General features: G+C 44.4%; 23 protein-coding genes. 15 read left to right on the top strand and 8 right to left on the bottom strand.

Translation table 11 applies throughout. From position 1 onward, the window contains the following. The first annotated feature begins 24 nt into the window (after positions 1 to 24). Together L2740_RS04550 and L2740_RS04545 are read left to right on the top strand one after the other, a co-directional pair. The gene (locus tag L2740_RS04550) at positions 25 to 1,917 is read left to right on the top strand and encodes a DnaJ-like cysteine-rich domain-containing protein (RefSeq protein WP_248948936.1); all 1,893 of its coding nucleotides are present in this window, start codon (positions 25 to 27) and stop codon (positions 1,915 to 1,917) included. A 140-nt stretch (positions 1,918 to 2,057) separates the two neighbouring features. Next, positions 2,058 to 2,672, top strand: coding sequence for a 5-formyltetrahydrofolate cyclo-ligase (locus L2740_RS04545; protein WP_248948935.1), 615 nt, complete (start codon positions 2,058 to 2,060; stop codon positions 2,670 to 2,672). A gap of 24 nt (positions 2,673 to 2,696) precedes the next feature. On the opposite strand, the gene ung is transcribed toward L2740_RS04545, so the two are convergent. Next, a complete protein-coding gene (ung, locus tag L2740_RS04540; protein ID WP_248948934.1) occupies positions 2,697 to 3,362 on the bottom strand; it encodes a uracil-DNA glycosylase in 666 nt (221 codons plus the stop codon). 297 nt (positions 3,363 to 3,659) lie between these two features. On the opposite strand from ung, the gene L2740_RS04535 reads away from it, so the two are divergent. The 3 genes from L2740_RS04535 to L2740_RS04525 all read left to right on the top strand — a co-directional run bounded on the left by L2740_RS04535 (position 3,660) and on the right by L2740_RS04525 (position 5,238). Next, the gene (locus L2740_RS04535) at positions 3,660 to 4,223 is read left to right on the top strand and encodes a pilus assembly FimT family protein (protein ID WP_248948933.1); all 564 of its coding nucleotides are present in this window, start codon (positions 3,660 to 3,662) and stop codon (positions 4,221 to 4,223) included. 86 nt (positions 4,224 to 4,309) lie between these two features. Further along, positions 4,310 to 4,843, top strand: a complete 534-nt coding sequence (locus L2740_RS04530; protein WP_248948932.1) for a type II secretion system protein — start codon at positions 4,310 to 4,312, stop codon at positions 4,841 to 4,843. Between the two features lie 74 nt (positions 4,844 to 4,917). Further along, positions 4,918 to 5,238, top strand: coding sequence for a DUF3144 domain-containing protein (locus tag L2740_RS04525; RefSeq protein WP_248469784.1), 321 nt, complete (start codon positions 4,918 to 4,920; stop codon positions 5,236 to 5,238). 121 nt (positions 5,239 to 5,359) lie between these two features. Here L2740_RS04525 and L2740_RS04520 read toward each other — a convergent pair whose 3' ends face one another. After that, positions 5,360 to 5,974, bottom strand: coding sequence for a LysE family translocator (locus L2740_RS04520; protein ID WP_248948931.1), 615 nt, complete (start codon positions 5,972 to 5,974; stop codon positions 5,360 to 5,362). A gap of 292 nt (positions 5,975 to 6,266) precedes the next feature. Between L2740_RS04520 and L2740_RS04515 the strand changes: the two genes are divergently transcribed. The 4 genes from L2740_RS04515 to L2740_RS04500 all read left to right on the top strand — a co-directional run bounded on the left by L2740_RS04515 (position 6,267) and on the right by L2740_RS04500 (position 12,024). Beyond that, positions 6,267 to 6,809, top strand: coding sequence for a thioredoxin family protein (locus L2740_RS04515; RefSeq protein WP_248948930.1), 543 nt, complete (start codon positions 6,267 to 6,269; stop codon positions 6,807 to 6,809). A 132-nt stretch (positions 6,810 to 6,941) separates the two neighbouring features. Next, positions 6,942 to 8,402, top strand: a complete 1,461-nt coding sequence (locus tag L2740_RS04510; protein WP_248948929.1) for a sigma-54 interaction domain-containing protein — start codon at positions 6,942 to 6,944, stop codon at positions 8,400 to 8,402. Between the two features lie 229 nt (positions 8,403 to 8,631). Beyond that, a complete protein-coding gene (gene ccoG / locus L2740_RS04505; RefSeq protein WP_248948928.1) occupies positions 8,632 to 10,044 on the top strand; it encodes a cytochrome c oxidase accessory protein CcoG in 1,413 nt (470 codons plus the stop codon). Between the two features lie 381 nt (positions 10,045 to 10,425). Further along, complete coding sequence (locus tag L2740_RS04500) at positions 10,426 to 12,024, top strand: AMP-binding protein (RefSeq protein ID WP_248948927.1); 1,599 nt, start codon at positions 10,426 to 10,428, stop codon at positions 12,022 to 12,024. 212 nt (positions 12,025 to 12,236) lie between these two features. On the opposite strand, the gene L2740_RS04495 is transcribed toward L2740_RS04500, so the two are convergent. From L2740_RS04495 to L2740_RS04475, 5 genes are all read right to left on the bottom strand, one after another. Beyond that, entirely contained in the window at positions 12,237 to 12,749 is a 513-nt protein-coding gene (locus tag L2740_RS04495; RefSeq protein WP_248948926.1) for a lipocalin family protein, read from the bottom strand. A 115-nt stretch (positions 12,750 to 12,864) separates the two neighbouring features. Further along, on the bottom strand, positions 12,865 to 14,880 hold the full coding sequence (locus tag L2740_RS04490; protein ID WP_420833506.1) for an ABC transporter transmembrane domain-containing protein: 2,016 nt from the start codon (positions 14,878 to 14,880) through the stop codon (positions 12,865 to 12,867). A gap of 113 nt (positions 14,881 to 14,993) precedes the next feature. Next, the gene (hutZ, locus tag L2740_RS04485) at positions 14,994 to 15,542 is read right to left on the bottom strand and encodes a heme utilization protein HutZ (RefSeq protein ID WP_248948925.1); all 549 of its coding nucleotides are present in this window, start codon (positions 15,540 to 15,542) and stop codon (positions 14,994 to 14,996) included. Between the two features lie 111 nt (positions 15,543 to 15,653). Next, on the bottom strand, positions 15,654 to 16,166 hold the full coding sequence (hutX, locus tag L2740_RS04480) for a heme utilization cystosolic carrier protein HutX (protein ID WP_248948924.1): 513 nt from the start codon (positions 16,164 to 16,166) through the stop codon (positions 15,654 to 15,656). Positions 16,167 to 16,242: 76 nt separating this feature from the next. Then, the gene (locus L2740_RS04475; RefSeq protein ID WP_248948923.1) at positions 16,243 to 18,309 is read right to left on the bottom strand and encodes a TonB-dependent hemoglobin/transferrin/lactoferrin family receptor; all 2,067 of its coding nucleotides are present in this window, start codon (positions 18,307 to 18,309) and stop codon (positions 16,243 to 16,245) included. Between the two features lie 340 nt (positions 18,310 to 18,649). On the opposite strand from L2740_RS04475, the gene L2740_RS04470 reads away from it, so the two are divergent. From L2740_RS04470 to L2740_RS04445, 6 genes are all read left to right on the top strand, one after another. After that, positions 18,650 to 19,426, top strand: a complete 777-nt coding sequence (locus tag L2740_RS04470; protein WP_248948922.1) for an energy transducer TonB — start codon at positions 18,650 to 18,652, stop codon at positions 19,424 to 19,426. 143 nt (positions 19,427 to 19,569) lie between these two features. Continuing rightward, positions 19,570 to 20,325, top strand: a complete 756-nt coding sequence (locus L2740_RS04465; RefSeq protein WP_248948921.1) for a MotA/TolQ/ExbB proton channel family protein — start codon at positions 19,570 to 19,572, stop codon at positions 20,323 to 20,325. Beyond that, positions 20,322 to 20,735, top strand: a complete 414-nt coding sequence (locus L2740_RS04460) for an ExbD/TolR family protein (RefSeq protein WP_248948920.1) — start codon at positions 20,322 to 20,324, stop codon at positions 20,733 to 20,735. The genes L2740_RS04465 and L2740_RS04460 overlap by 4 nt, the downstream gene beginning before the upstream one ends. 123 nt (positions 20,736 to 20,858) lie before the next feature. After that, entirely contained in the window at positions 20,859 to 21,791 is a 933-nt protein-coding gene (locus L2740_RS04455; protein ID WP_248948919.1) for a heme/hemin ABC transporter substrate-binding protein, read from the top strand. Positions 21,792 to 21,849: 58 nt separating this feature from the next. Next, entirely contained in the window at positions 21,850 to 22,866 is a 1,017-nt protein-coding gene (locus tag L2740_RS04450) for a FecCD family ABC transporter permease (protein WP_248948918.1), read from the top strand. 10 nt (positions 22,867 to 22,876) lie between these two features. Beyond that, a complete protein-coding gene (locus tag L2740_RS04445) occupies positions 22,877 to 23,665 on the top strand; it encodes a heme ABC transporter ATP-binding protein (protein ID WP_248948917.1) in 789 nt (262 codons plus the stop codon). 120 nt (positions 23,666 to 23,785) lie between these two features. Here L2740_RS04445 and L2740_RS04440 read toward each other — a convergent pair whose 3' ends face one another. After that, positions 23,786 to 24,343, bottom strand: coding sequence for a TetR/AcrR family transcriptional regulator (locus tag L2740_RS04440; RefSeq protein WP_248948916.1), 558 nt, complete (start codon positions 24,341 to 24,343; stop codon positions 23,786 to 23,788). Positions 24,344 to 24,422: the final 79 nt, after the last annotated feature.

Here is a 24,422-nt window from a genome sequence, read left to right as displayed (position 1 = left end):
CTGTGATTTTATAGGAAGTATCACATGAGCAAATTGCAACAGTTTCAAGATTACATTAGAAGCAATGGCGAAGAAATTACTGGCGTTGATGTACCAGTAGTCCTAAGCGATGAGCAGGCTAAAGATGCACAACTCAAGTTTCACTTTGGTTGGCGAGTAGAAATTGGCGTAAGCCGTCATTCACATGGTGGTAGTCGTCCATCAGGTATTTACCGTGGAACCTCATCTGAAGCGAGTGCTGATGCACACAAAGCTGCAGAGGAATATGTCAGTGGCCGAGATCCACTGTTTAATGAGCGTTTTTTGAAAATCCTTGGACCTGATGTTTCCACGAATTTCTTGATCAAAAATACCAGTTTGCGCTCGGCGCCAAATGCTTACGTCGGTGGCGACACTTGTAGTAACTGTCGTGGTTCTGGTTGCGTTAGATGTGGCAGCTGTCATGGCCGTGGTAAACAAGACTGCTACTCTTGTGGTGGCCGCGGCCGCATCAGTGTCAGTAAATACGACAGCTACAGTGAGCGCACTGTTTACACCACAGAGTCATGCTCAAGCTGTTGGGGTAGCGGTAACCGCACCTGTACAACCTGTTCCGGCAGCGGTGACGTCACTTGCGGTACTTGTGGCGGTAGCGGCACCTTATACTATAGCTACACCATTGATGGCGAAGCTAAACGCAGCACTAAATGGTACTACACCAGCAATGACTATCATGAGTGGACTGGCGAATTTGTTAAGCGTACAGGGCTTAACGTTATTCATTGCGTTAACGATGTCACCGAGATTGACGTTGAAGGCGACCTTGATGGTTGTACCTTTGTTTACGGCTTTACCGCAGTATTACCAACCCTGCAATTTACCGCCAGCATAGATAAAGTTGACACTAAAATGTGCTTTGCCGGTAAACAACACCGAACTCATGATGCCGGCGGAGTCTACGATCCGGCTGTGTGGAAAGTGGCACAAAACCTTGGTGCAGGCAGCAAAAACGACGACAAAAAAGCATTAGCAACACCCGCGATTAAAGATATTATTGAAGCCAAAGAAACCAAAACCTGTATTGCATTACTTGAAGAAAACTGGGTTTCAACGGATATCAAAGACGCAGTTGGAGCTAATTACGACAGCTTAGTTGGTCAACTTAAAAAACAGAGCGTTAAAGGGATTATCCCTAAGATGATGGCGTCGTTAGCCAAATACGGCTATCTATTCTTTACCTTAGCAATATTGATTGCACTGTTCTTCCCAGACTTTGCTAAAGATGCGCCAGGTAGAATGGGGATCATGGAGTATCCACAATGGGTTATTGCGGTATTAACTGCTGATTTTGCCCTGTTTGGCATTCATCCTTTCGCTAATTATGCCATGGCATTAGGACTGTTTTTTGCTAGCTACCAGCTGGTAAAACGTTGCTATTGGAAAAATATCGGTAAGGCTAAAACTTACGCTTTGGCATTAGGCATTACCTTGCTACTTCCCCATGTTTGCTTAAGCCTATATTACAATACGCTGTCCGCGATGTATTTAGGGCCTGATTTTGCAGAAGGCATAGCTGGCGGTGCAATTTTTGTTGGATTATATCTGCTGGTTTTAGGCGTGAGTTGGCCTAAAAAATGGTACTTAAAGCTTGTGGGGTTAATTGCTGCAGTGGCACTGTATCTGGGCATTCAGTTTGTATTAGCCATGCTCAATGGCGCAATGGGAACAGTTCCTGCAGATGAAAATTACTTTAGAGGATTAGGCCAAATTGTCGGCACAGCACTAATGTATATTCAGTACAACTTTATAGAGATTGGTTTATTAGCTGTGCTGTTTAGTTACTTCTTAACCCGCCGCCGTTTTTGGCTTAATGCTAAAACAGCCGTTGCAGACTACAACAGCCCTGTATTACTTAAGTCGATGAATATGGAGCGCTAGTTCTAGCTGCAAAAAGCACACTGTAAATTACGCCGTTTGGTTGCCTCAACCAAGCGGCGTTTTTACACCACTTAATAAGAAGTTTACAGTAGCTTTTGCTTAGCACCAAAGGTTAGACTGAATTTAAAGGAGCCTAATTCATGCCAATAGCAACCAGTTCTAATGCAATCAAAATCAGCCGTAACGCTATTCGTAGCGCAATCCGTCAAGCGCGGCGTGATATTAGCCCTGAGCAACAAACTCAATACGCTAGCGCTGCAGCAACACTATCAATATCAGCTTTACATAAGCTAAAGATTAGTAAAGTTGCCCTGTACCTGACTAACGATGGTGAGTTAGATACTAAGCCGCTGATTGAAGCCCTTTGGCAGGCTGGGATTGAGGTTTATTTGCCAAGGTTACACCCGTTTAGCGCAGGCAACTTAGTGTTTTTACGCTACACAGCCAACACCAAATTAGAGCAAAACTCGCTTAAAATATGGGAGCCTAAGCTGGATATTACTCAAATGCTCCTTACCCATGAGCTTGATGTGGTCATTACGCCATTAGTGGCATTTGATAAACAAGGCAATCGCATGGGTATGGGCGGCGGCTATTATGACCGCACTCTAGCTAATTGGCAGCAATCAGGTAAGCCTTATCCAATAGGTTTTAGCCATGACTGCCAGCAAGTAGCAAGCTTACCCTGTGAGCATTGGGATGTGCCCTTGCCGATGATCATTACCCCTAGCACTGTGTTTAAATTTACAGATTAACAAGGCTCACTTGGCTGTTAGTGATTAAACCTGCCAGTTGATTGGCGCTTCGCCGCGCGCTTGCAGTAACTGATTAATCTGCGAGAAATGCTTACAGCCAAAAAAGCCGCGATAAGCCGATAACGGCGATGGATGTGGCCCTGAAATCACTTTATGCTGCGCTGCATTAATACCCTTACCCTTTTTAATCGCATGGGCGCCCCAAAGCACAAAGATAATCGGCTGTGGTTGCTGATTGAGTAACTCTAACGCATTGGCAGTAAAAGTCTCCCAGCCAGATTTGGCATGAGAATGTGCCTTACCCTGCTCAACCGTTAACACAGTATTAAGCATCAAAATGCCTTGCTCGGCCCAAGCCGTTAAATTGCCGTGTTCTGGAATAGTAAAACCATCAATATCTGTGACAAGTTCTTTATACATATTCACTAGAGATGGCGGCGTTTTAACGCCTTTTTTAACCGAGAAACATAAGCCATGGGCTTGGTTTGGGCCGTGATAAGGGTCTTGACCAATCAACACGACTCTAACTTTATCAAGTGGTGTAGCATCAAAAGCGGCAAACACTTCATTTTCTGGCGGGAAAATAACTTTACCTGCGGCGCGCTCAGCACTGACAAACTGCTGCAGAGTGTTAAAGTAGTTCTGCTGCTGTTGCTCAGCAATAAAGTCTGCCCAAGTTGTAGCTGTCATCTGTTTTCTCAACATAGTATTAAATATTTAAAGGCCAGCCATATTCAGTTGGCTTACAGTGTATGACACAAGCTTAAAATGTCTCTGCGGCGCTTGCAATCTAGGCCGTGCAATTGCTTAACTTTGAGGCATTCAGCAACTGAATAACTAGCTGACTGGCGTAAAAACACACCGTAATTAACAACAAACACGTCTAGTTAGCTATTATTTTCCACAAACGCACCAACCTTTAATCATTTGTATTAAACATTGTCAGTGGTAAGATGTGCGCTCGTTACATGCCTCGGACAACCAGCAATGCAATTTACTGCGCGATTTTCTCCTAAACACAGCCAAGCTCAAGCAGGTTTTACCCTTATAGAACTTGTTGTTGTCATTATTGTATTGGGGATTTTAGCTGTAATCGCGGCACCGAAGTTTTTAAACCTGTCTGTGGATGCGCAAGTGGCGCAAGTCAAAAATACTGGCGGTGCGTTTAAATCCGGCATTAACTTAGCCCGCTCGGTTTGGGCGGTAAAAGTGGGCAGTGGTCCTGCTGAAAACCTACCTGTATATGGCGACTCCGATGATGCTCATGTTGATTTTAATGCTAATGGCTGGCCTGCGCAGCATTACTTTACCGATGATGAAGCCTCACCTCAGCTCGATAACGTCGATGATTGTATCTCGGTATGGCAAGTGATACTCCAAAACGATGAACCTACGGTTTCTGATGCAACTAAAGCAGATGAGACTGACTATAAAGCTATTTACAATGAACCTGCAGCATGTACTTATCAATACACTGACAACACCAATCTATCGATAACTTACGACTCCAATAACGGCAGCGTTGTGGTGGATTCCGATCCAACCAGCTAGCTGGTTAAGTCGTTACTGCTAATATTGTATTTAAAGTGGTAGCTCGTTAGGATAAAACCTAGATAGACAGAATAAAGGAATTATTCATGCCCGCAAAAACTGCACACCTTGGTTTTACCCTGATTGAAATGGTGGTTGTCATCATCATTTTAGCTATTTTAGCCGTGGTGGCAGCGCCTAAATTTATTAACCTTAAACTAGATGCACAGATTGCCGAAGTTAAAGCAACTGGCGCGGCATTTAAAGGTGGTATTACTTTAGCCAATGTAAAGTGGGCATCTCAAGGCGGGTCTGGACCAGTAGATAATTTACAGGTGTTTGGTGATGGCACTAATGGCCAGCTCGACATCAATTTATGGGGGTTTCCTGCGCAAAACTACCCACCGTTTGAGTCTAGCCCAAGACTGAATAATGTCGCGGACTGCATGTCGGTTTGGCGCACCATAATGCAAGAGCCACCAGTTGTGACCAGTAATCCCAATACTGAGGGAGCTGAATACTTTGCAACCTACATTGGTCCCGACCAATGCCGCTATTTCTACCTTGCAGAACAAACCCTATCTATCTATTACGACTCCAGAGATGGCAGCGTTATTACCGATTCAGATCCCAATAGTTAATATCAATGATTCATTAATGTCTCATTTAAGTTAGAATCGAGACACTATCCTAGGTAAGAAAGAGCAGAAGCAAGATGTCAGAAGCTAAAAAAGAAACCACCATTTTTGAACTAGCCGATCAATTCATTGCATTGGCAAACGAACTAGCAGGTAAAGAGCAAGATGTCGGTAAAGTCGGCACAGCTATGCGTTTCGCAGCCGCTCGCTTTAACGCATTTGAAGCGTCTTTAAAGTCATCAGATCTTGCAGCAGAGAAAGAAAACGCACTTGCATGGTTTACTGATGAATACAAAGCCATGCTTGATGACAACCTTGAAGATCATATCAAGAATCCAGTGCAATCACGTGAGCCAGAACCAGCTAAAGACGACGCTGTACAAGTTTTTAACTCTTAATTTGCTGCTCTCGTTAACAGTGGTAATTCGCACATGTTGCGTTGATAACTCACGTTAGCATTATAGATCCCACAAAAACGCCATCATCATGATGGCGTTTTTTATTGCTATAAATCATGCGTTATAGGGTCACAATCACCCGAACTGCCAGTAATATCAGCACGACACCTGACAGTTTATCAATCAAAGCCGACTTTTCTCTCAGCTTTGGTAATACTGCTGAATGAGACAAAATTAATGCGATGAGTGTGTACCACAAACCGTCAATGATTAGCGGTGTGAGTACAATTAACGCCTTACCAGTCATGTTATCTGCCACCATCACAAACTGGCTAAACAGCGCCAAAAAGAACAACATGATTTTAGGGTTAAACAGTGAAATGGCTAAACCATCGCGAGCAGCAGTAAGTGCATCGGTAGACTCACCTGCAGCCAGTTTATCTGACATTCCGCCCTTTGAGCGCAATGCCTGTATGCCCATATAAGCAAGGTAAAGCGCACCGATAATGGCAATACCGTTAAATACCATTGGCGCTTGCTTAAGTAATACCGCTAAACCTAGTAATGTAAGCAGTGCATACACACCAATACCAATAGAGTGCGCCCAAGCACAAATAATCCCTTTACCGCGACCACCGCCCAAAGTATGGCGTACTACCATAGCCAAACTCGGACCTGGCGACATGGCGCCCAAGCAGCAAATTGCTAGCAAACCTAGCCAAGCGCTAAATGTCATAATATTCCTTAACTATACTCTAGCCAGTGGCCAGTAAAAATTGGCCATAATATACATGATAGTGCCCCGTGCTGACCAACTTGCTGTGCCACTAAAAACGTAAAAACAGCGCAATATAGGCTTAATTTAACCGCACTCTTTACTATTAGTGATTCAGTAAGTGACTGCTACTCAGGTTATTTTCATTTAACTGGTGCAAAATAGTGTTAGCTTGGCACAATGCAGGCTCAAAACTGCACCATTAACGTTCGACAACAATCAGCAGCGATTAGAATAATCTTTTGGAGATTTGATGGACACGATTTCAATTAGCATCGCTATATTTTTTACCTTGCTTTGCTTAAGTATTGCTTCGCTTATTTGGCTTAAAATTAAAGGAAGAATAATCCCTAACGGTGTCATTGTCGTTTTAGGCTTTATGGCAATGTGTGTCGGCGGCGTGTTTGCTTTTATCAACTTCGGTGAAGATTACGACGCCTACAAAAAGCTACATTGGCAGACTCTCACACCCGCACAAATCCAGCCATTGGTGGATGAAGGCTATACCGTATTTGTTGATATCACCGCTGACTGGTGCAATATCTGCTACGCCAATAAAGTAGGGGTAACCCACAGAGAGAAAATCGTTAATGCACTTGCAGACGACAAGATTATATTAATGGTTGGCGATTGGACCGAGCCCAATGCAGTCGTTGAAAACTATATGCGCACCCAAGGGCGTGGCGGTACTCCCTACAATAAAGTGTACGGACCGGGTGCGCCAAACGGCATTATCTTACCAACCCAGCTAACAATGGAATCTGTGCTGCAAGGCTTAGCAAAAGCCAAAGGTTAGTCACTACAGACAGCATCTAGCCCCATTTATCGTTAAAGACATTAATAAGGTCACGTTATTTCGTGACCTTATTTTTTTGCCCCGCTGTTTTACGTATACTGAAAGCATTAATTGCTGAGAACCGGGCGCAATATGTCTGCTATTAACCTTAAAAATAAAACCAATCATGATAACTTTTTACCTGAGAACCAACTGATCTTAAATGCTGTTAGCGAAGGGATTTACGGTTTTGATCTAGAAGGTAATGCGGTTTTTATTAATCCAGCAGCGGAACGAATGACAGGTTGGCGCTCAGCTGAGTTACTAGGCAAAAATATTCATGATTGTCATCATCATAGCCATAGCGACGGCAGCCACTACCATAAAGACGACTGCCCTATTTACAACACCTTATTAGATGGTATGGCACGTGAGATCTCCCACGAAGTGTTTTGGCGTAAAGACGGCACTAGCTTTCCTGTGCACTACACATCAACCGCCGTTTATAAAGATGGCGTCATGATTGGCGTAGTCGCGATATTTCGTGACATTAGTATACAAAAGCAAACCGAGCAGTCGTTAAGACAAGCATTAGAGCAGGTTCAGGCGCTATCTGAAAAGCTGTCATTTGAAAATCAATACCTACAGCTTGAACTCGCAGACCGCACGGGCGATGTAGAAATATCAGGTAGTAGCAAGCCTATTAATCAGCTTATTCAGCAAATTAAGTTGGTCTCTAATACTGAAAGCACAGTGTTAATTAGTGGCGAAAATGGCACAGGTAAAGAGCTAGTTGCCCGTAATTTACATCGTCTAAGTAATCGTGCCGATAAACCTTTAATCAGCGTTAACTGCGCCGCATTTTCAAGTGCGCTGCTGGAAAGTGAACTATTTGGTCATGAAAAAGGCGCCTATACCGGAGCCACCAGCCGCCGAAAAGGACGCTTTGAACTGGCTCACCAAGGCACGCTGTTTTTAGATGAAGTCGCCGAACTCAGCCTAGAAGCTCAGTCTAAGCTGCTAAGGGTGATCCAGGAGCAAGAGTTCGAGCGTGTTGGCAGTAGCCAAACCATCAAGGTCGATATTCGCCTCATTACCGCGACTCACCACGATCTGCTTAAGCGTGTTGAGCAAGGGCTGTTTCGCATGGACTTGTACTACCGCTTGAATGTATTTCCCATCGTCGTACCACCATTAAGACAGCGACTCAGCGATATTCCAGAATTAGTGAGTCATTTAATTCAAGATCTTAACCGCAAACTTGGTAAAAAAGTGACTCAAGTTAGCCATAAAGGCATGCAAAAACTGATGCAAAATAGCTGGCCAGGTAATGTACGCGAACTGCAGAATGTACTTGAGCGCGAAATGATTTTAGCTAACGGACCAGTGCTAGACTTTAGCCAACTGACAATGTCAGCTCCAGTTGAAAATGTCGCTGACACCATAAGTAACACTCAAACACTGCAACAGGTTGAACGCCAGCATATTATTAATATTTTAAAGCAAACTCAGTGGCGGATCTCAGGCAGTGGCGGCGCTGCTGCGGTGCTAGGTTTACCACCAAGTACCTTACGTTCACGCATGAATAAACTTGCTATTAGCAGGCCGATTTAACAGCAAGCTCAATTCAATCCTCCCCTACCTCACTAAGTAAAAATAGCGATATATCGTCAAGTCACGATATATCGCCACACCTTTAAAAACCAAAACATACAATACAAAATAAAATCAGTAACTTACACCATCCAATTATTGGCCTAAGGCTTGCTAATACCAAGCTAAAGATATCGTCTGCAGTACTCACAGCCACTGCAAACAAGAACGCGTCCACTAGAGAAGCCTTATGCTAAACAAAAACGTGAATAACACGCTAGATAGCGCCACTAAAGCGCAGCGGATCCCAGTAACAAATATATCGACACCAACGTCGAGTCGTAAAATTCATATACGTGAACAAAAAGGTCAGTTTCAACAACTCAGAACGGGCATGAACAGCCTTTTGGTCGCGCTGTTCTTCTTACTACCGTTTATCTCTTTTGATGGTCGCCAAGCAATTTTGTTTGATCTTAGTCAGCAGCAGTTTATCTTTTTTGGCACCACACTGTGGCCACAAGATTTTACCATTTTAGCTTGGGTGTTTATTGCTGCGGCATTCTTACTATTTTTTGTCACTGTGTTTTGGGGGCGAGTATGGTGTGGTTATCTTTGCCCGCAAACCGCATGGACCTTTATTTATGTATGGATAGAAACTCGCATTGAGGGCAATCGCAACAAGCGCTATGCATTAGATAAAGCACCTTGGGGTAGCGATAAGCTCAAAAAACGTGTGCTCAAGCATACAGCTTGGGGCGCAATCGCCTTGCTTACAGGTTGTGGCTTTATTGCTTATTTTGTTCCCGCCCGTGAACTATATATCGATATTTTTAGCTTTAGCGCCAGCTTTTGGATTACTGCTTGGGTATGGTTCTTTGCAATATGTACCTATTTAAATGCAGGCTGGATGCGTGAGCAAATGTGCCTACATTGCTGCCCTTATGCGCGTTTTCAATCGGCAATGTTTGACGCAAATACCAAAACGGTTACCTACGACGCCGCTCGCGGTGAAAGTCGCGGTCCACGTAAGCGTAATGAAGCTAGCGCATTAGGCGACTGTGTTGATTGCAATTTATGTGTCGATGTTTGCCCTACTGGCATAGATATTAGAAATGGTCTGCAATATGAGTGCATCAACTGCGGGGCTTGTGTCGATGCCTGTAATCAAACGATGCAAAAGTTTGCTTATCAACCCAACCTGATTAGCTATACCAGTGAAAATACCCTTGCAGGTAAAGCTGAGCCTTTTTACGAGTCTTACAAATTCTTAGCTTATGGTATTGCAGCGCTCATTATGATCAGTGTTATCGCCGTCGATATCTATAACCGTAATAACATCGAGCTCAATGTATTACGCGATAGACAATCGCTGTACCGTGAAACATTAGACGACAAGGTGGAAAATAGTTTTACCCTTAAGATCCGTAATAAAACGCAGCAAACAAGGCTTTATCGCATTTATGTATCAGGTAATAGTGCATATCGACTTATGGGTGAAGTAGATTTAAAAATTCACCCCGGTGAACAGCTCGACTACCCAGTCACAGTAGTTGCTCTGCCAGAGCTATTAGACAGTGCTCGCAATGATATAACCTTTACAGTCGCCGAGCAGCATAACTACAGCCAAGCATCTCAGGAGTCGAGCTTCTTTGCGCCAATTTAATGAGCTTATTGCTTAAGGCAGAAGTTAGCACCAGTAACTCAAGCCCTAGTGATAAACAAATTAGTGATGAACAAAATAAAGCGCCAAATTGCACTTAATTGCATTTGGCGCTTAAGCATTTGAATTAACTGCTGTCGCAAACAAACTATTATGCCTTAGCTAACCTTGCTGCAATATAATCAAGCCATTTAGAGTAAAAAGTCTAAATCTTACAAAACGATAGCCAACACATTGAAAAACAATGTCCCTACAATTTATTGCAACTTCTTTGAAGCGAAAGCATTGACCTCTCCCCATAAACCACACTAATCTAAACACCTGTTTGATTTTTATAATAACCATAACGACTAATCATAAACACACTAGCTTAAGGGTACTTCAATGGCTTACGATTCAGACTCAACCCTCGACCTCTCACGCTACGCATCGCTTATCGATCTGATTGAACTTGCCAGTGCCCGTTACGGTGATAAAGCCGCATATTCATGCCTGGGCAAAGAAACTTCGTTCAATGAAATCAACCAATATTCACGCCAGTTTGCCGCATATTTACAACAAGAAACCAATCTTGTTCAGGGTGATAGAATTGCGATTCAGCTGCCCAATATCACTCAGTTTGTCATCGCCGCTTATGGTGCAATAAAAGCTGGATTAGTACTGGTTAATACCAACCCTCTTTACACCCAGCGTGAACTTATTCATCAATTTAATGACTCAGGTGCAAAAGCGCTAGTAGTGCTGTCAGACTTACTGCCTACGCTAACTGAAGTAGTGGCAAATACTGATATTGAAACCGTGATTTCAACTCATGCCATGGACTTGATTGCGCCACAACCACAGCCTGAAGTCCCTTTTGCAACAGTGACTTTTAACGATGCTTTGCAAAAAGGCAGTGAACATACCTATGCGCCTGTGATTAGCGTGCTTGGCCAAATTGCCGCGCTGCAATACACAGGTGGCACTACGGGATTGTCGAAAGGAGCCATGCTGACCCACGGTAATCTAATTGCCAATGCTATGCAGATTAAATCGCGCCTTGGCAGCAAGATAATTGAGGGCGAAGAGATCTTCGTTGCGCCGCTACCTGTGTACCATATCTATGCCTTTATGGTGAACTTAGTGCTTTATTATGAGCGCGGTGGTTGCTCAGTGCTTATTCCAAATCCGCGCGATATTTCTGGCCTAATCTCGACCCTTGCAAACTACCCGTTTACTGGTTTTGCCGGCCTTAACACCCTGTTTGTTGGCCTTTGTCATCAGCCGGCGTTTCAAGCGCTCGACTTTAGTCATTTAAAGGTGACAATTTCAGGCGGCACAGCGCTAACTCAAGCCGCTGCATCGATATGGCAACAAACAACAGGTTGTACTATCTCAGAAGGTTACGGCCTATCTGAAACATCACCAGTCGTATCGCTCAACTCTCCAGGGCTTGAGCAGCTCGGCACAATCGGTAAGCCTGTTATTGCCACTCAAGTTAAAATCCTCGATATGGATGATAATGAAGTGCCTATTGGTGAAACGGGCGAATTGGCCGTATTTGGTCCACAGGTGATGTTAGGTTATTGGAATAATCAAAGCGAGACCGACAAAGTGATGACTAAAGCAGGTTTCTTTAGAACCGGCGATATAGCCATTGCGACCGAAGATGGTTTCCATAAAATTGTCGACCGCAAGAAAGATATGATTATCGTCTCTGGCTTTAATGTGTATCCAAATGAAGTTGAAGATGTGCTGTCAAACCACAGCAGTATTTTAGAGTGTGCCGTAATTGGTGTAAGCAATGAGCACAGTGGTGAAGCTGTAAAAGCGGTTATTGTACTTAACGAACCAGATAGCGATATTGAAGCTGCGAAAGTGGATATCGAAGCTTATTGCCGCGAGCAACTTACTGCCTATAAAGTACCAAAAATCATCGAGTTTGTTAGCGCCCTGCCTAAATCCACCGTTGGCAAAATCTTAAGGCGCGAGCTACGCAAGTAGCTCTAAGGAAAAAGTTACGTAAATAACTCCAAAATATAAGTTACGTAAGTAACTCCAAGGTATAAGTTACGTAAGTAACTCCAAAATATAAGTTACGTAAGTAGCTCCATGATAAAAGCTACACAAGTAGCGCCAAGTTCAGCGGTTTAAGTCGCAGAAAACCAAAAGGAGCCCAAGGCTCCTTTTTTAGTCGGTATTCTTTTCTATTCTAACTAGCTTTGCTCGACCCAAATAATCTGCTCAGTAGCAAAACCAAGCTTGTTAGCTTGCTCGATAAACTGCTGCTTTAACGCTGCATCCACAGTCGGTGTGCGCGATAAAAACCATAGATAGTCGCGGTTATAGCTAGTGATGAAGGCATATTGGTAATCTTTAGTATCGAGCTCATACACCACATAAGCACCATAAAACGGCCCAAAGAAAGATACCTTTAAATGACCAATATCTGGACTATCAACAAAATAGGCTTTTCCTTCAGCTTGCTTCCAGTTTTGCTCGGCAGTTGAAAAGCCGCGATTAATCACCTTTACGCCACCATCGTCTTTCATCGAGTAAGTCGCAGTGACTTGGTTTAAGCCTCGCTCAAAGCTGTGATCAAGGCGAGCTACTTCATACCAAGTCCCTAAGTAACGCGGTAATTCAAAGCCTTTAACCGGCTCAATACCACTTGGCAAGCTGGTACAGGCAGATAGAAACAATAAACATGCAATAGTGATTAAGCGCATAGGATTCTCTCTTATTGTAATGAATGCATAGGCTGAGATTGAGCAACCTCATAAACCTATGCAGTTAGCTAACTATACCCTTACTATACGCTTAAGACGCTGTTTTAGTTTACTCTTATTGCACCTTATCATCAGTTAATAACTGCAAACTGGCAAACTCACGGTAAAGCTCACTGCTTTGCATTAACTCACTGTGGGTACCACTGCTCACAACTTGGCCTTTATCTAACACTAAAATGCGGTCGGCATTGATAACCGTTGCTAGCCTGTGGGCAATAATCAAGGTGGTTTTACCCACCATTAAACTATCAAGTGCTTGCTTAACCTTTTGCTCACTCACTGCATCGAGTGCGCTGGTTGCTTCATCGAGTAGCAAAATAGGTCTATCAGCCAAAATTGCGCGCGCAATCGCAATCCGCTGCTTTTGCCCGCCTGATAGACGTACGCCACGCTCTCCTAAATAGGTTTGGTAGCCATCACTAAACTCACTGATAAACTCATCGGCTTTTGCAGCTATACATGCCTGCTTTACCTGAGCTTCGCTCGCCTCAAGACGACCATAACGCACGTTCTCTAATACGCTAGTAGCAAAGATCACTGACTCTTGTGGCACTAATGCATATTGCTGACGTAAGGTTTGCGGACTGAGCTTTGCGATATCCACGCCATCAAGTTCAATTGTTCCGCTATCTAGTACATAAAAGCGCTGTAGTAGTTCAAACAGTGTACTTTTACCTGCGCCACTGGCCCCAACCAGTGCAACCCGTTCACCGGGCTTGATATCAATATTGAGACCGCGAATAACTTCGCTGTTAGAAACGGGCTCAGAGCTAATATAAGAAGCTGGCTCAGGGGTATTATAAGGAACTCGCTCAAGGCTGATATCGGCAACTTGCTCAGGGCTGCTTATTGGCTCAGGGCTGTTATCTTCAGAACTTTCTTTTAAAGAGCTGCCTTTTAAAGAACTGTTTTTTACAACCTTGTTATCGTTCATATTGCTATAGCTAAAGCGCACATCTTTAAGCGCGAGTTCGCCGCGAACCGGCGTTGGTAGGGTAAGCGGGTTAGCAACAACCGGGATATCGATTGGCGTTTCGATTAGCTCAATTAACCGTTCAGTTGCACCGGCTGCACGTTGAATTTCGCCAATCACCTCACTGATGGTTGCCACAGAGCCTGCCACCATGACCGCATAAAACATAAAGGCCGACAGTTCACCAGCACTTATCGCCCCACTCATTACATCGTGCGCGCCAACCCAAACGACTAAGGCGATGGCTAAAATACTTAAAAACATCACCAGTGAAATAAGGATTGAACGATACTTAATGCGCCCTTTGGCAGCATCCATCACAGCTTCAACACGATTATTAAATAAAGCTCGGTCTTGATCTTCATGGGAGTACGCTTGCACCGTGTGGATCTCATGCAATGTCTCATCCACATAAGCGCCTAAGTCACCCACTTTGTCTTGGCTTTTACGACTTAAATCGCGCACTTTACGGCCAAAAAAGAAAATCGGCCCCAGCACCATAGGTACCGCGAGTAACACTAAACCTGTCATTTTAACGCTGGTGATCGCCATCATCACAATACCGCCGAGCACAGTTACGCTAGCGCGCAGCGCCATCGATAAGCTTGACCCCACCACTGATTGCAACAAGGTCGAGTCAGCGGTAAAACGGGAGATCACCTCACCAGTTCTTAGCTTGGCGTAAAACCCTGGCGACAATTTTAATAAGTGGTCATACACCTTTAAACGAATGTCAGCACTGACTCGCTCACCTAACCAAGTCATTAAATAGAATCGGCAAAATATCGCGGTACTACTGAGCGCCGTAATACCAATCACCAACATGATGATTTCATTTAAGCGTGAACCGTTATCTTTTAAAAAGCCTTCATCGACCATAAGGCGGACGCCTTGACCAAGTGATAGCCAAGCGAGTGAACCGATAAATAAAAAGATAATCGCGGTGATCACTTTAGCGCGATAAGGTTTTAAAAATGCGCCAATCCACGGCAATACTGCGCGCTGACTAACGTGGGACTGAGATGATGTAGTACTGTTAGCCTTAGAGGCCGATGAGTAGGGCTCGTCTTTGGCGACTGAAGAAGCGTTTTGATCCAATGCAATATCCTTAACCACTAAGGTTAAAATGAAAACAACAGCAGAATAACAAAACCCGCGCAAAGGCGGGCATTGTTTATTGAACTTTAATACCAATCAGTATAATTATCGGCTTAACTTGCCTCTTCAGCGAGCTCCGCTTTTGGTGTGCCATGGTGACCATCGCGCTTCCAGTCAACATCTAATAACTCTGCTCCCGATAGACTAAACGCTTGACCAAAGCCTTTTACATACAGGCCATGATGCGGGTTTAGCTTAAACAAATTAAAGTCGCCTAACGCTGCTAGGTTATCGATCATCTCGCCAAAACGTGCTGACAATGCCGCCACACCTTTAGCAAATATTTCGCTATCGCGCTCAACGAGCTCAGCTGTTGCATCAAAGGTTAGACGCTTGCGAGCAAATACACTTTTTGCTTCGGCTTCATCTTCTAATAACATCACAGATAAGCTGTTCGACGCTTTAAGATTCGTACCGTGGCGAGCAAGTTCACTAACCAAGATATAAAAGCCGTCGTCAGCCAAAGCAAAAGGCGCGTAACTGGCGTTTGGTACACCGTCTGCGTCTTGCGTAGCAAGTTGAAGGGTTGAACGCTCGGCTTTGAACGCTTCAATTTCAGGTAGTAATTTCTCTCGTAGTCTTTGCTCTTTTTCGTTGCTCATTGCTCTACTCTCTTATTCTGATGCTTATTTTTCACTTAACGGCGGGTCCTAGGGTGTAATCGATTAAGTGACTAATTGATTACACCGGGAACCTTCTATCGCCCTGATGCGTTAAGCTAACTCGGGATTAACGCTTTGCTTTAGCTCTGTAAAACGCGCGACTTGCTCAGGCAATAACACACGCTTTTTGTCGCGGCCAAGGTAAACCTTGAATACCACTTCACCTTGTGGGCCAAAAAAATTAATTGAGTGGCTTTCGGTACCTCTAAACGGCTTGCTAATCAGTGCGATTGCGCTAATAACATCAAGCTTTAAATGGCCATGTAAGCCGTCGCCTTTAGTGATTAAGTTGTAATAGCCGTGAGCATATTTGCCTTTTGGAAAGCTACCTTTAAACTCAAAAATACTGCCAGACGCCGAGATAATCGTGGTCATATTGCCCCACTCTGGTAGCTCGGCTAACAGCGCATCTTTCTGCTCAAGCGGCAATATGCTTAATTGCTCGCTAGGCAGTGCTGATACCACTTCAAATTCGCTGATGTTGAGCTCTGCAGCAACTTGGCTTGGCATGGCTGCAGGATCGGCTTCTAGATGTTGACGGATTTGCTCTACTGATACAGACATGGAATATCTCCTATAAAATAAACGGCAAAGAGGTCGACACATATTAATGAGCCGACCTCGTTCTCAATTAGCCTACTTAGAAGCTATAGCGCGCTGACAATTTGAAATTCCTGCCTTGTTCATACAAGGTTTGCCACGCTTGGCGATATTCCTCATCACCGATGTTTTCTACTGCAAAATCGACTCTTAAGCCTTCAAATGTGCCCATGGCTGGTTCCCACGCCACGTATACATCCCAAAGTTTGTATGAGTCATATTGGTTTAAATTATCTACTGGAAGCTGGTCTTGCTCAGCGACATAGCTAAAGCGAGTACCAATTTTCATATCACCTTCCATAATGGCTTGTGAAAGGTCGATAGCGAGCTTTTTAGCTGGAATGTTAGATAGGTACTCGTCAGTTGCTTTGTCTTTACCTTCGGTTTGACCATAGTTCACACTTAGGCGAGTTTGCTCATAGCGGTAGCGAGTGCTGAACTCAAAACCGGTTAGCTTAGCTTCATCAACGTTGTTCCAAGAGGTGGTTTGCTCAAAGCCTGGAATGCCCATTAATGGATCAGAGACTGACTGTTCAATAAAGTCATCAACGTCGTTTCTAAACACGTTTAAGGTGATAGCTAGCTCGTCGTTACCGGCAAGATTAGCAAAGCGTAGATCGGCTTTAATTTCTTTGTTTTCCGCTTGTTCAGCTTTCAAATCTGGGTTGATTTCAAAGGTGTTACATAAGCCGTTAGGTAAGAAACCAGGAATTGATGGAATGCAGTAGTGAGTACCTGTTGAGTACATCTCTTCCATGCTTGGTGCGCGAAACGCTTGATCGTAACGTGCGCTTAAGGTTAACCAGTCAGTGGTTTGCCACACTAGGCCAACTGATGGTGAAAATGCATTATCATCTGATGATAAGTTAAGGTTGTTACTATCATTTTTGAACGCGTCATAACGTACTGCGGCGTCAACAGCTAAGCTGTCAGTCAATTCAATATCAGCCCGTGTATAAGCACCCCAAACTGTGGTTTCACCGTCAATATCATCAGGTCTTTCACCGGCTTGCCCGCGGTCATCACGGACAGTTTTAATTGAATCTTTATAGCCATCAACACCGTATGTCAGCAGGGTATTGCCCAGTGTTGAGCTGTTATTTAAACTAAAACCTAAGGTTTCATACTCTGTAGTATCAAACTGGTTTTTAGTCACGCGGTCTTCATCGTAGTTGGTACCGTTCCAGTAAAGCGTTGCGTTTAAATCTAGCAGCGCATTATCAGTTGGGTTTAAGCTGTAATCTAAAGTCACATTTTGATCTTCAGTTTTACGCTTAACCAGTGGTACAGAACTCCCTACATTAGTTGCTGGGTTACTCGGTACAAGTTCGTCAATATTTGAAAAACGTGCCGATAACTGCAAGCGTTGATCATCTGTTGGCTCCCAGCCAAATTTAGCTAGACCACTTGTACCTTCAGACGAGCTGTTTTCAAGGGTTTGATCGTTACCGATTTTGATGTTGTTGCTGTCGTAGTAACTGCCGTTAACCAACCAATCCACACTGCCAGCTGAGTCTGTTTCAGATAAGCCATAAATCGCACCGCTAGTTTTAATGCGATCGCCATTTGATTCATAACCTTGCTTTAGGTAGCCACCAAAGGTGTCCTCTTCTTCTAAAAAGTCCGCAGCTGATTTAGTGTTTTGAGCAACCACACCACCAATTGCGCCGCTGCCCCACAAGCTACTTGCCGGGCCACGCACCACTTCAACTGAACTTAATAGCTCCGGATCCATAAAGTATGTTCCGCGGTGACCAGAATTGGTATTTTGACGAGCACCATCAATAGTTTGCAATACTCGTTGACCGCCTAGACCACGGATTTCAACGCCTTGAGATGAAGCTCGTGGACCGTTACTGACGTTAATATTGGCTTCATTTTTCAGTGCCTCTGCAACCGATGCAGGTTGTGACTCTTGCAGTTGCTCTTCGCTCACTACCGCCACGCTACGGCTAGTCTCAGAGGCTTTTTCGCTTACGCGAGTTGCCGTAACAAGTACTTCATCAAATTCAGTAACTTGTTGCTCTTTTGCTTGCTGAGTTTGTGCAGCATAAGCGCTAGTGCTAAGAGCCATCGCAATTGCGATTACAACAGGCTTCTTGATCATTGGTTCAATCCTCAAGGTCAGTATCAATAACGTCCTAATTAGCATGTAGCAGTTTGCACACACCAAAAACTAGGCCGTTGTTTGTTATTTTTGGGCACTTTACCTGAGACAAAAAAATAGATCAAATGAAAATCATTATCATTTGCGATCTCATTCCAGTTGATATATCTTATAAGGATACTAACGACTCTGTTGTTCATAACCTTTTGTAAAGTATGTAAATAAGCACTCGAATTGTCAGTTTTGTAAAGATAGTGATGATTAAGCGTCTAGCTCGCAGCAGTACAAAAATTACGAATTCAGCTAGTTAACCGATTTTTAACAGGTAAGAGTTTTCACCATGACACCTAAACGTTATTTTGTTTTTGGTTGCTTAACAGTGTTAATCCAAGGCGGCGTGCTCGCCTCACAAAATACACAGCCTGAGATAGCGCTAAGCTCCGGCAGCGCTATGGGATCAAGCCAAGCGGTTAGCGTGTCAATTGCCATGCAAGCAAGTGCTGCAGCGGTTGAAATACCTGAGCCGGTAGAACCGCAACAAAAAAAACCAGAAAAACAGCCTACGCCATCTGTTACTGAGCCATCTGTGACAAAAACTGTAGCGAAAGCAAAGCCACAAAAAGTCGAGCCTAAAAAGGTTAAGCCTGCTGTGGTAAAACCTAGTCCTAAAGCCACTCAAATCGCCGAACACAAACCTCAACCTGTAGAAAAAACGGTCAGCAAGCAGGTTGAAAAAGATATACCGCCTAAAGTCATCGATGAGCCAACAACTGAGGTTGCTAAAACACCTTCTCACAACCAACAGCGAGTTGATGCCAAGCAAGGTGTTAGCCAGCAATCTGTGGCACTCAGTCAGCCAACTTTCGCTGCACCACCGAGTCAACCTCATTACCCTAAAAAAGCCCGAAAACGCGGCTTTCAAGGTACTGCCACTATTGAGGTGATGTTTAACCAACTGGGTGAGCAACTATCACTCACCTTAGTTGATAGCTCTGGCTACCGCTTACTCGATAAAGCCGCACTCAGCGCGGTAGAAAAGTGGCAATTTGCCGCACCAACACCACAAACAGCCTACGCATACACAGTACGAGTGCCGGTTAAGTTTGCGCTGAACTAGTCCAAAAGATCCTGAAAATGGTGTTACGAGGAATGTAATACCAAGAGCGAATTAGCTCTAACAGCGGTGCGTTTAAGGGACAACGCAACAAATATCACTTTTTAACAGTTAATGCGATGCACTTGCATCGTCAAGGAAACACCATGTCTCAGCCCTTATACCAGCAACTTATCGAGCAACTTGGCTATCTTGCTTGGCCTTTATTTATTTGCGCCTTTATCAGCTTGATGATCATTTTAGAGCGTTTAGCACTAATGCTGTTTGAATTACCAAAGCGCGATGCTTGGTTAGCCGACCTGCGCCAACAAGCGCGCAGCGCAACCCCAGAACAAAGACAAGAACTAATGACCCAAATAAGCCAAGGCCGCAGCATGCTTGCTAAAGGGACTGCGCTGCTTCTGAGTCATGCAGAACAATCACGTGCTATGCGTGAAGAAATCGTATCTTTATGGCTCGTAAAGCAAAAATATAAGTTGTTATCAGGCCTAAAGATATTGCACATCATTGGGGTTATCACCCCGCTTTTAGGTTTACTTGGTACTGTTTTAGGTTTGATCGAGATGTTTGAACAACTGGGTTTATCTGATGGACCAGTAACACCATCGCAGCTAGCATCAGGCTTAGGCCTTGCGATGAACACCACAGCCGCCGGTCTTATTATTGCAGTTCCCGCCATAACCCTTGCGCACCTATTCACGCTTTGGGCAGAGCGCCGCTGCAATAAAATTGCCCACGCACTTAATCTTCTCAACCTTTGGCTAGATGGCTTTGATCAGGCATTAAGCATTGGTAGTGACTCAGCTGCACAGCTTTGCGCTAAAGCTGCAACCTGTAAAGACGCAAGCTGCCATAACCAAAACGAATCGCAATTTACTCAAGCCGCAGGGTCAACGTCATGATTAGCGCCGGCAATGATGAAAGCAGCCAAAGCTTTGGTTTAGATCTGACGCCGCTTATCGACATTATTTTTATCGTACTGGTGTTTTTACTGCTCACCGCTAACACCCAGTTATTGAGTTTACCGGTTGATGTGCCTACAGAGGCCGACTCAAACCTAAGCGCCGTTTCACAGGAAAAACACATTGCGATTAACGTGTTAGTGAACGAGCCACACTGGGCACTTGATGGCCAAAGTTATGCCGACTTTGCTGCCTTTGAAGCCGCTTTTGCAAAGAGCTTTAAAGCCAACCCAAAAGCCAAAGTGATTATTGCTGCAGATAAAACTGCCCCCGTTCAGCCTCTAATGACGTTACTGGCGGCTTTGCAAAGGCAAAACATCACCAACACGCAGATTTTAATGGAGCCTTAATCGGCAGCTAATTGATGTAGCGACTTTTATTGCAGTGCTTTTATTTCAGTGTAATTAGCGAACTAAAGCGCTAATTTTATTACTTATTCTTTTAAAATAGTTTTGATTAATTTGGAGTTACCCATGCTTGGTAAAAAATTTTTTAATAGCAGCCACAACCGCTTATTAGCCAGCGCTGCCCTGCTATCAACATTGGCATTCAGCCAATCAGTACTTGCTCATGCAGACCATGACCATGGCGATGCAAACAAGTCAGCTAGTGCACGAGTCGTTAGCGCTGGTGCAGGAGTAACAGAATTGGTGCTCGCCCTAGATGCCGGTAACGAATTGGTCGCAGTTGATTCCACCAGCCAGCTGCCACAAGGTTATGATAAAGTTGAAAAGTTAGGCTATCACCGCATGCTAAGTGCTGAAGGCATTTTAGCTTTGTCACCCAACCTAGTACTCGGCACTGACGCCATGGGACCCAAAGCCACACTTGATGTACTTAGCGGCGCAAAAGTCAATGTTATCCAGCTACCTGATGCGCATACCCAGCCACAATTGCTCAGCAATATTAATGAAATGGGTAAGCTACTTAACCGTGAAGAGCAAGCCAACACCCTACAAGAGCAGGTCAAGCAATCATTTGCCCAAATCGAGCAAAAACAGCAACAAATAGCCAAACAAGGTGATGCACCTAAAGTGTTATTTTTACTGCTTCAAGCTGATCGACCAGCTCGTGTTGGTGGTGACGACACAGCAGCTGACATCATTATTAAGCTAGCAGGCGGCAAAAATATCGCCGGTTTTAGCGGTTACAAATCAGTGTCACAAGAAGGCATTTTGTCACTGCAACCTGATGTCATTCTTATCTCTAACCGTTCTGATAAGGCGATTGAAAGTCCAATTAACGATCTTCTAAAGCAAATGCCGCTGCTTGAACATACACCAGCAGGTAAAAACAAACAGATCCAGTCGCTACAGCCACAAGCACTTTTAGGTGGCCTTGGTCTAAGTGCTATTGAAGCTGCCGACAAGCTAGCTAGCGACTTTATTAACGTAAAGCAGTACTAATCTCAGCAATCTGTCACTGAATAAAGTCCGCCCACTAAGATAAAAGCAGGATAATTAAATGGATAATCGTCGTTGGCTTTGGCCCAGTTTACTCGCCGCTCTGGTGATAACTAGCCTGATGTCTGTCAGCATAGGTCCACTGCAAATTAGCCCCACGGCCAGCTTTCATGCTGTGGTTAATTGGCTTACTCAGCTTGATATGGGTAGCGTTGCCCCCCACGAGCAATTAGTGATTAATAATGTCCGCTTGCCACGTACATTATTGGCACTAGCAGTCGGTGCGGTACTCGCACAATGCGGCGCTGTTATGCAGGGCTTATTTAGAAATCCGCTAGCCGATCCAGGCATTATTGGCGTGTCATCAGGCGCGGCGTTAGGTGCGGCAATCTGCATTGTGCTTATTCCACAGGGCGGCGAATACATGGTAGCGCTAAGTGCATTTATTGCAGGCCTAGTTACCACCCTAATTGTGTATCGTCTGGCAAGCAGCCCAAGTGGTACATCGGTAGTATTACTGCTGCTTGCAGGTGTAGCCATTGCCGCACTTGCTGGCGCAGGTATAGGGTTACTTACCTATATGGCAGACGACATGGCGCTACGTGATCTTACTTTGTGGCAACTAGGTTCAATTGCCGGCGCGCAGTGGCATTATGTTGTTTTAAGCTTAATCGCACTCGCTTTAGTAAGTTGGCAGTTTAATCGCAGCGCCAAAGCGCTAAATGCCTTGTTGCTGGGTGAAGCTGAGGCCCGTCATTTAGGTTTGGATGTCGATAAGCTCAAGCTGCGATTAATCGTGCTATGTGCCATTGGTGTGGGAATTTCAGTGGCAGCCACAGGTATTATCGGCTTTATTGGTTTGGTGGTTCCGCACCTTGTACGCATGATGGTGGGGCCAGATCATAAACAGCTATTACCACTTAGCGCCATGCTAGGTGCAGCCTTGTTGGCACTTGCTGATATTGGTGCACGCTCGCTAGTTTCGCCATCTGAGCTACCAGTCGGGCTAGTCACCGCGCTTCTTGGTGCTCCCTTCTTTATTGTGTTGCTGTTAAAGCAGCGTCACCGCTTGGTTTAAGGTCATTAATATGCAAACAGACACACAAATGCCAGTACTTGAGGTCAACCATTTGTCAGTGCGCATTGGCCATAAACCAGTGCTAACCGATATCAATTTAACCATAAAAGCCGGCCAAGTTACCGCATTACTCGGCCCTAATGGCGCGGGTAAATCGACGTTACTTAAAAGCTTTTGCCAAGAAGTCACCTTAGATGCTGGCGATATTAAAGTTTACGGTAAAACCATTAATAGTTGGGATCGCCAACGATTAGCTAAGTCACTAGCAGTATTACCACAACATGCTTCGCTTACATTCCCGTTTAAGGTAAGAGAAGTGGTTGAAATGGGGCTTTATCCACTATCGCTTAATCAACAACAAGGCAAAATACTGGTGGCAGAGCAGCTTGAGCATGTGGCTCTTTCTCACTTAAGAGAGCGCAGCTACCCAACCCTTTCTGGGGGAGAAAAACAGCGTGTGCAGTTAGCTCGGGTGTTAACCCAATTAGCACAATCAGAGTTGCCACCGATTTTGTTGCTGGATGAACCTACCTCAGCGTTGGATTTGGCGCAGCAACACCGAGTGCTTGCTTTAGCGCGCAGCCTTGCCCATGAGCAAAACTACGCAGTTATTGTGGTGCTGCATGATTTGAATCAAGCCTCGCGTTACGCCGATAGATTAGTGGTACTGGAAAATGGCTGTATCGTCAGTGACGGCAAACCTAGTGATACGTTAACCCCTGAAACCATTAGGCAGGTTTGGCATTACGACCCCATAGTGGTGATGGAACCCGGCAAGCAAACACCACTACTGTTTTAAAGCACTGCCATCTTTGTAATAGGGCTTGGTGCCCAATAAAAAGTGCTATTTAGTAAAAAGTGCTCATGTTTATGGGCACTTTTACTAAAAAAGTTACCTCAGCTATTACCTTGCTTAGCCTTATGCTTTTATCGCTTTAAAAATCAGTGTTAGCGGTCCTTTTATCGCTGCAACATCCAAAGTCTGCGCAGTATTATTGCAGCGATAAGCCAATGCAAAACCATGCAGGTAATCCACCAATAAACATAAAACATCGGTTTGCTGTGATTCATCTAAATCAAGCGGTGCTAATATCGCGCTAAAGCGGCTAATAAACACCTCTGCAGGCCCGCTGGATTGCATAGATAACAAGGTTTCTAATAAGCCTGAGTACTGCTGCAATAAGTTAAGGTAACTGCAACTTAACGCCATCAAAGCATCTTGCCAATCATCACTTATTTCCGGCTGATAAATATCGCCCACTAAAGATGTTGTAATTGCTTCAAGCAGTGCATCTTTGTTTTTAAAGTAGTGATAAATCGCCATCGCATCGACCGATAATGCACTGGCTAATGCCCGAATACTTGGCATTTTGCCATCGTTTAACATCAAGCCTTTAGCCTTGTTAATTATCGCTTCTTGGCTCAATTGCTCGGCATGACTTGTGGGGCGGCCCCGCTTCTTTTGCTTGACAGTCATAAATCAGTCTCGGTAAACTTTAAATATTCTACATCGTAGAATAAGTTTTATTTTGTGACTTTACAAGTAACACGCGCTT

This window comes from Shewanella pneumatophori (assembly GCF_023283895.1).
GTDB lineage: Bacteria > Pseudomonadota > Gammaproteobacteria > Enterobacterales > Shewanellaceae > Shewanella > Shewanella pneumatophori.
Note: the sequence above shows the minus strand (reverse complement) of the source record. Positions and strands in the feature narration are given on the sequence as shown.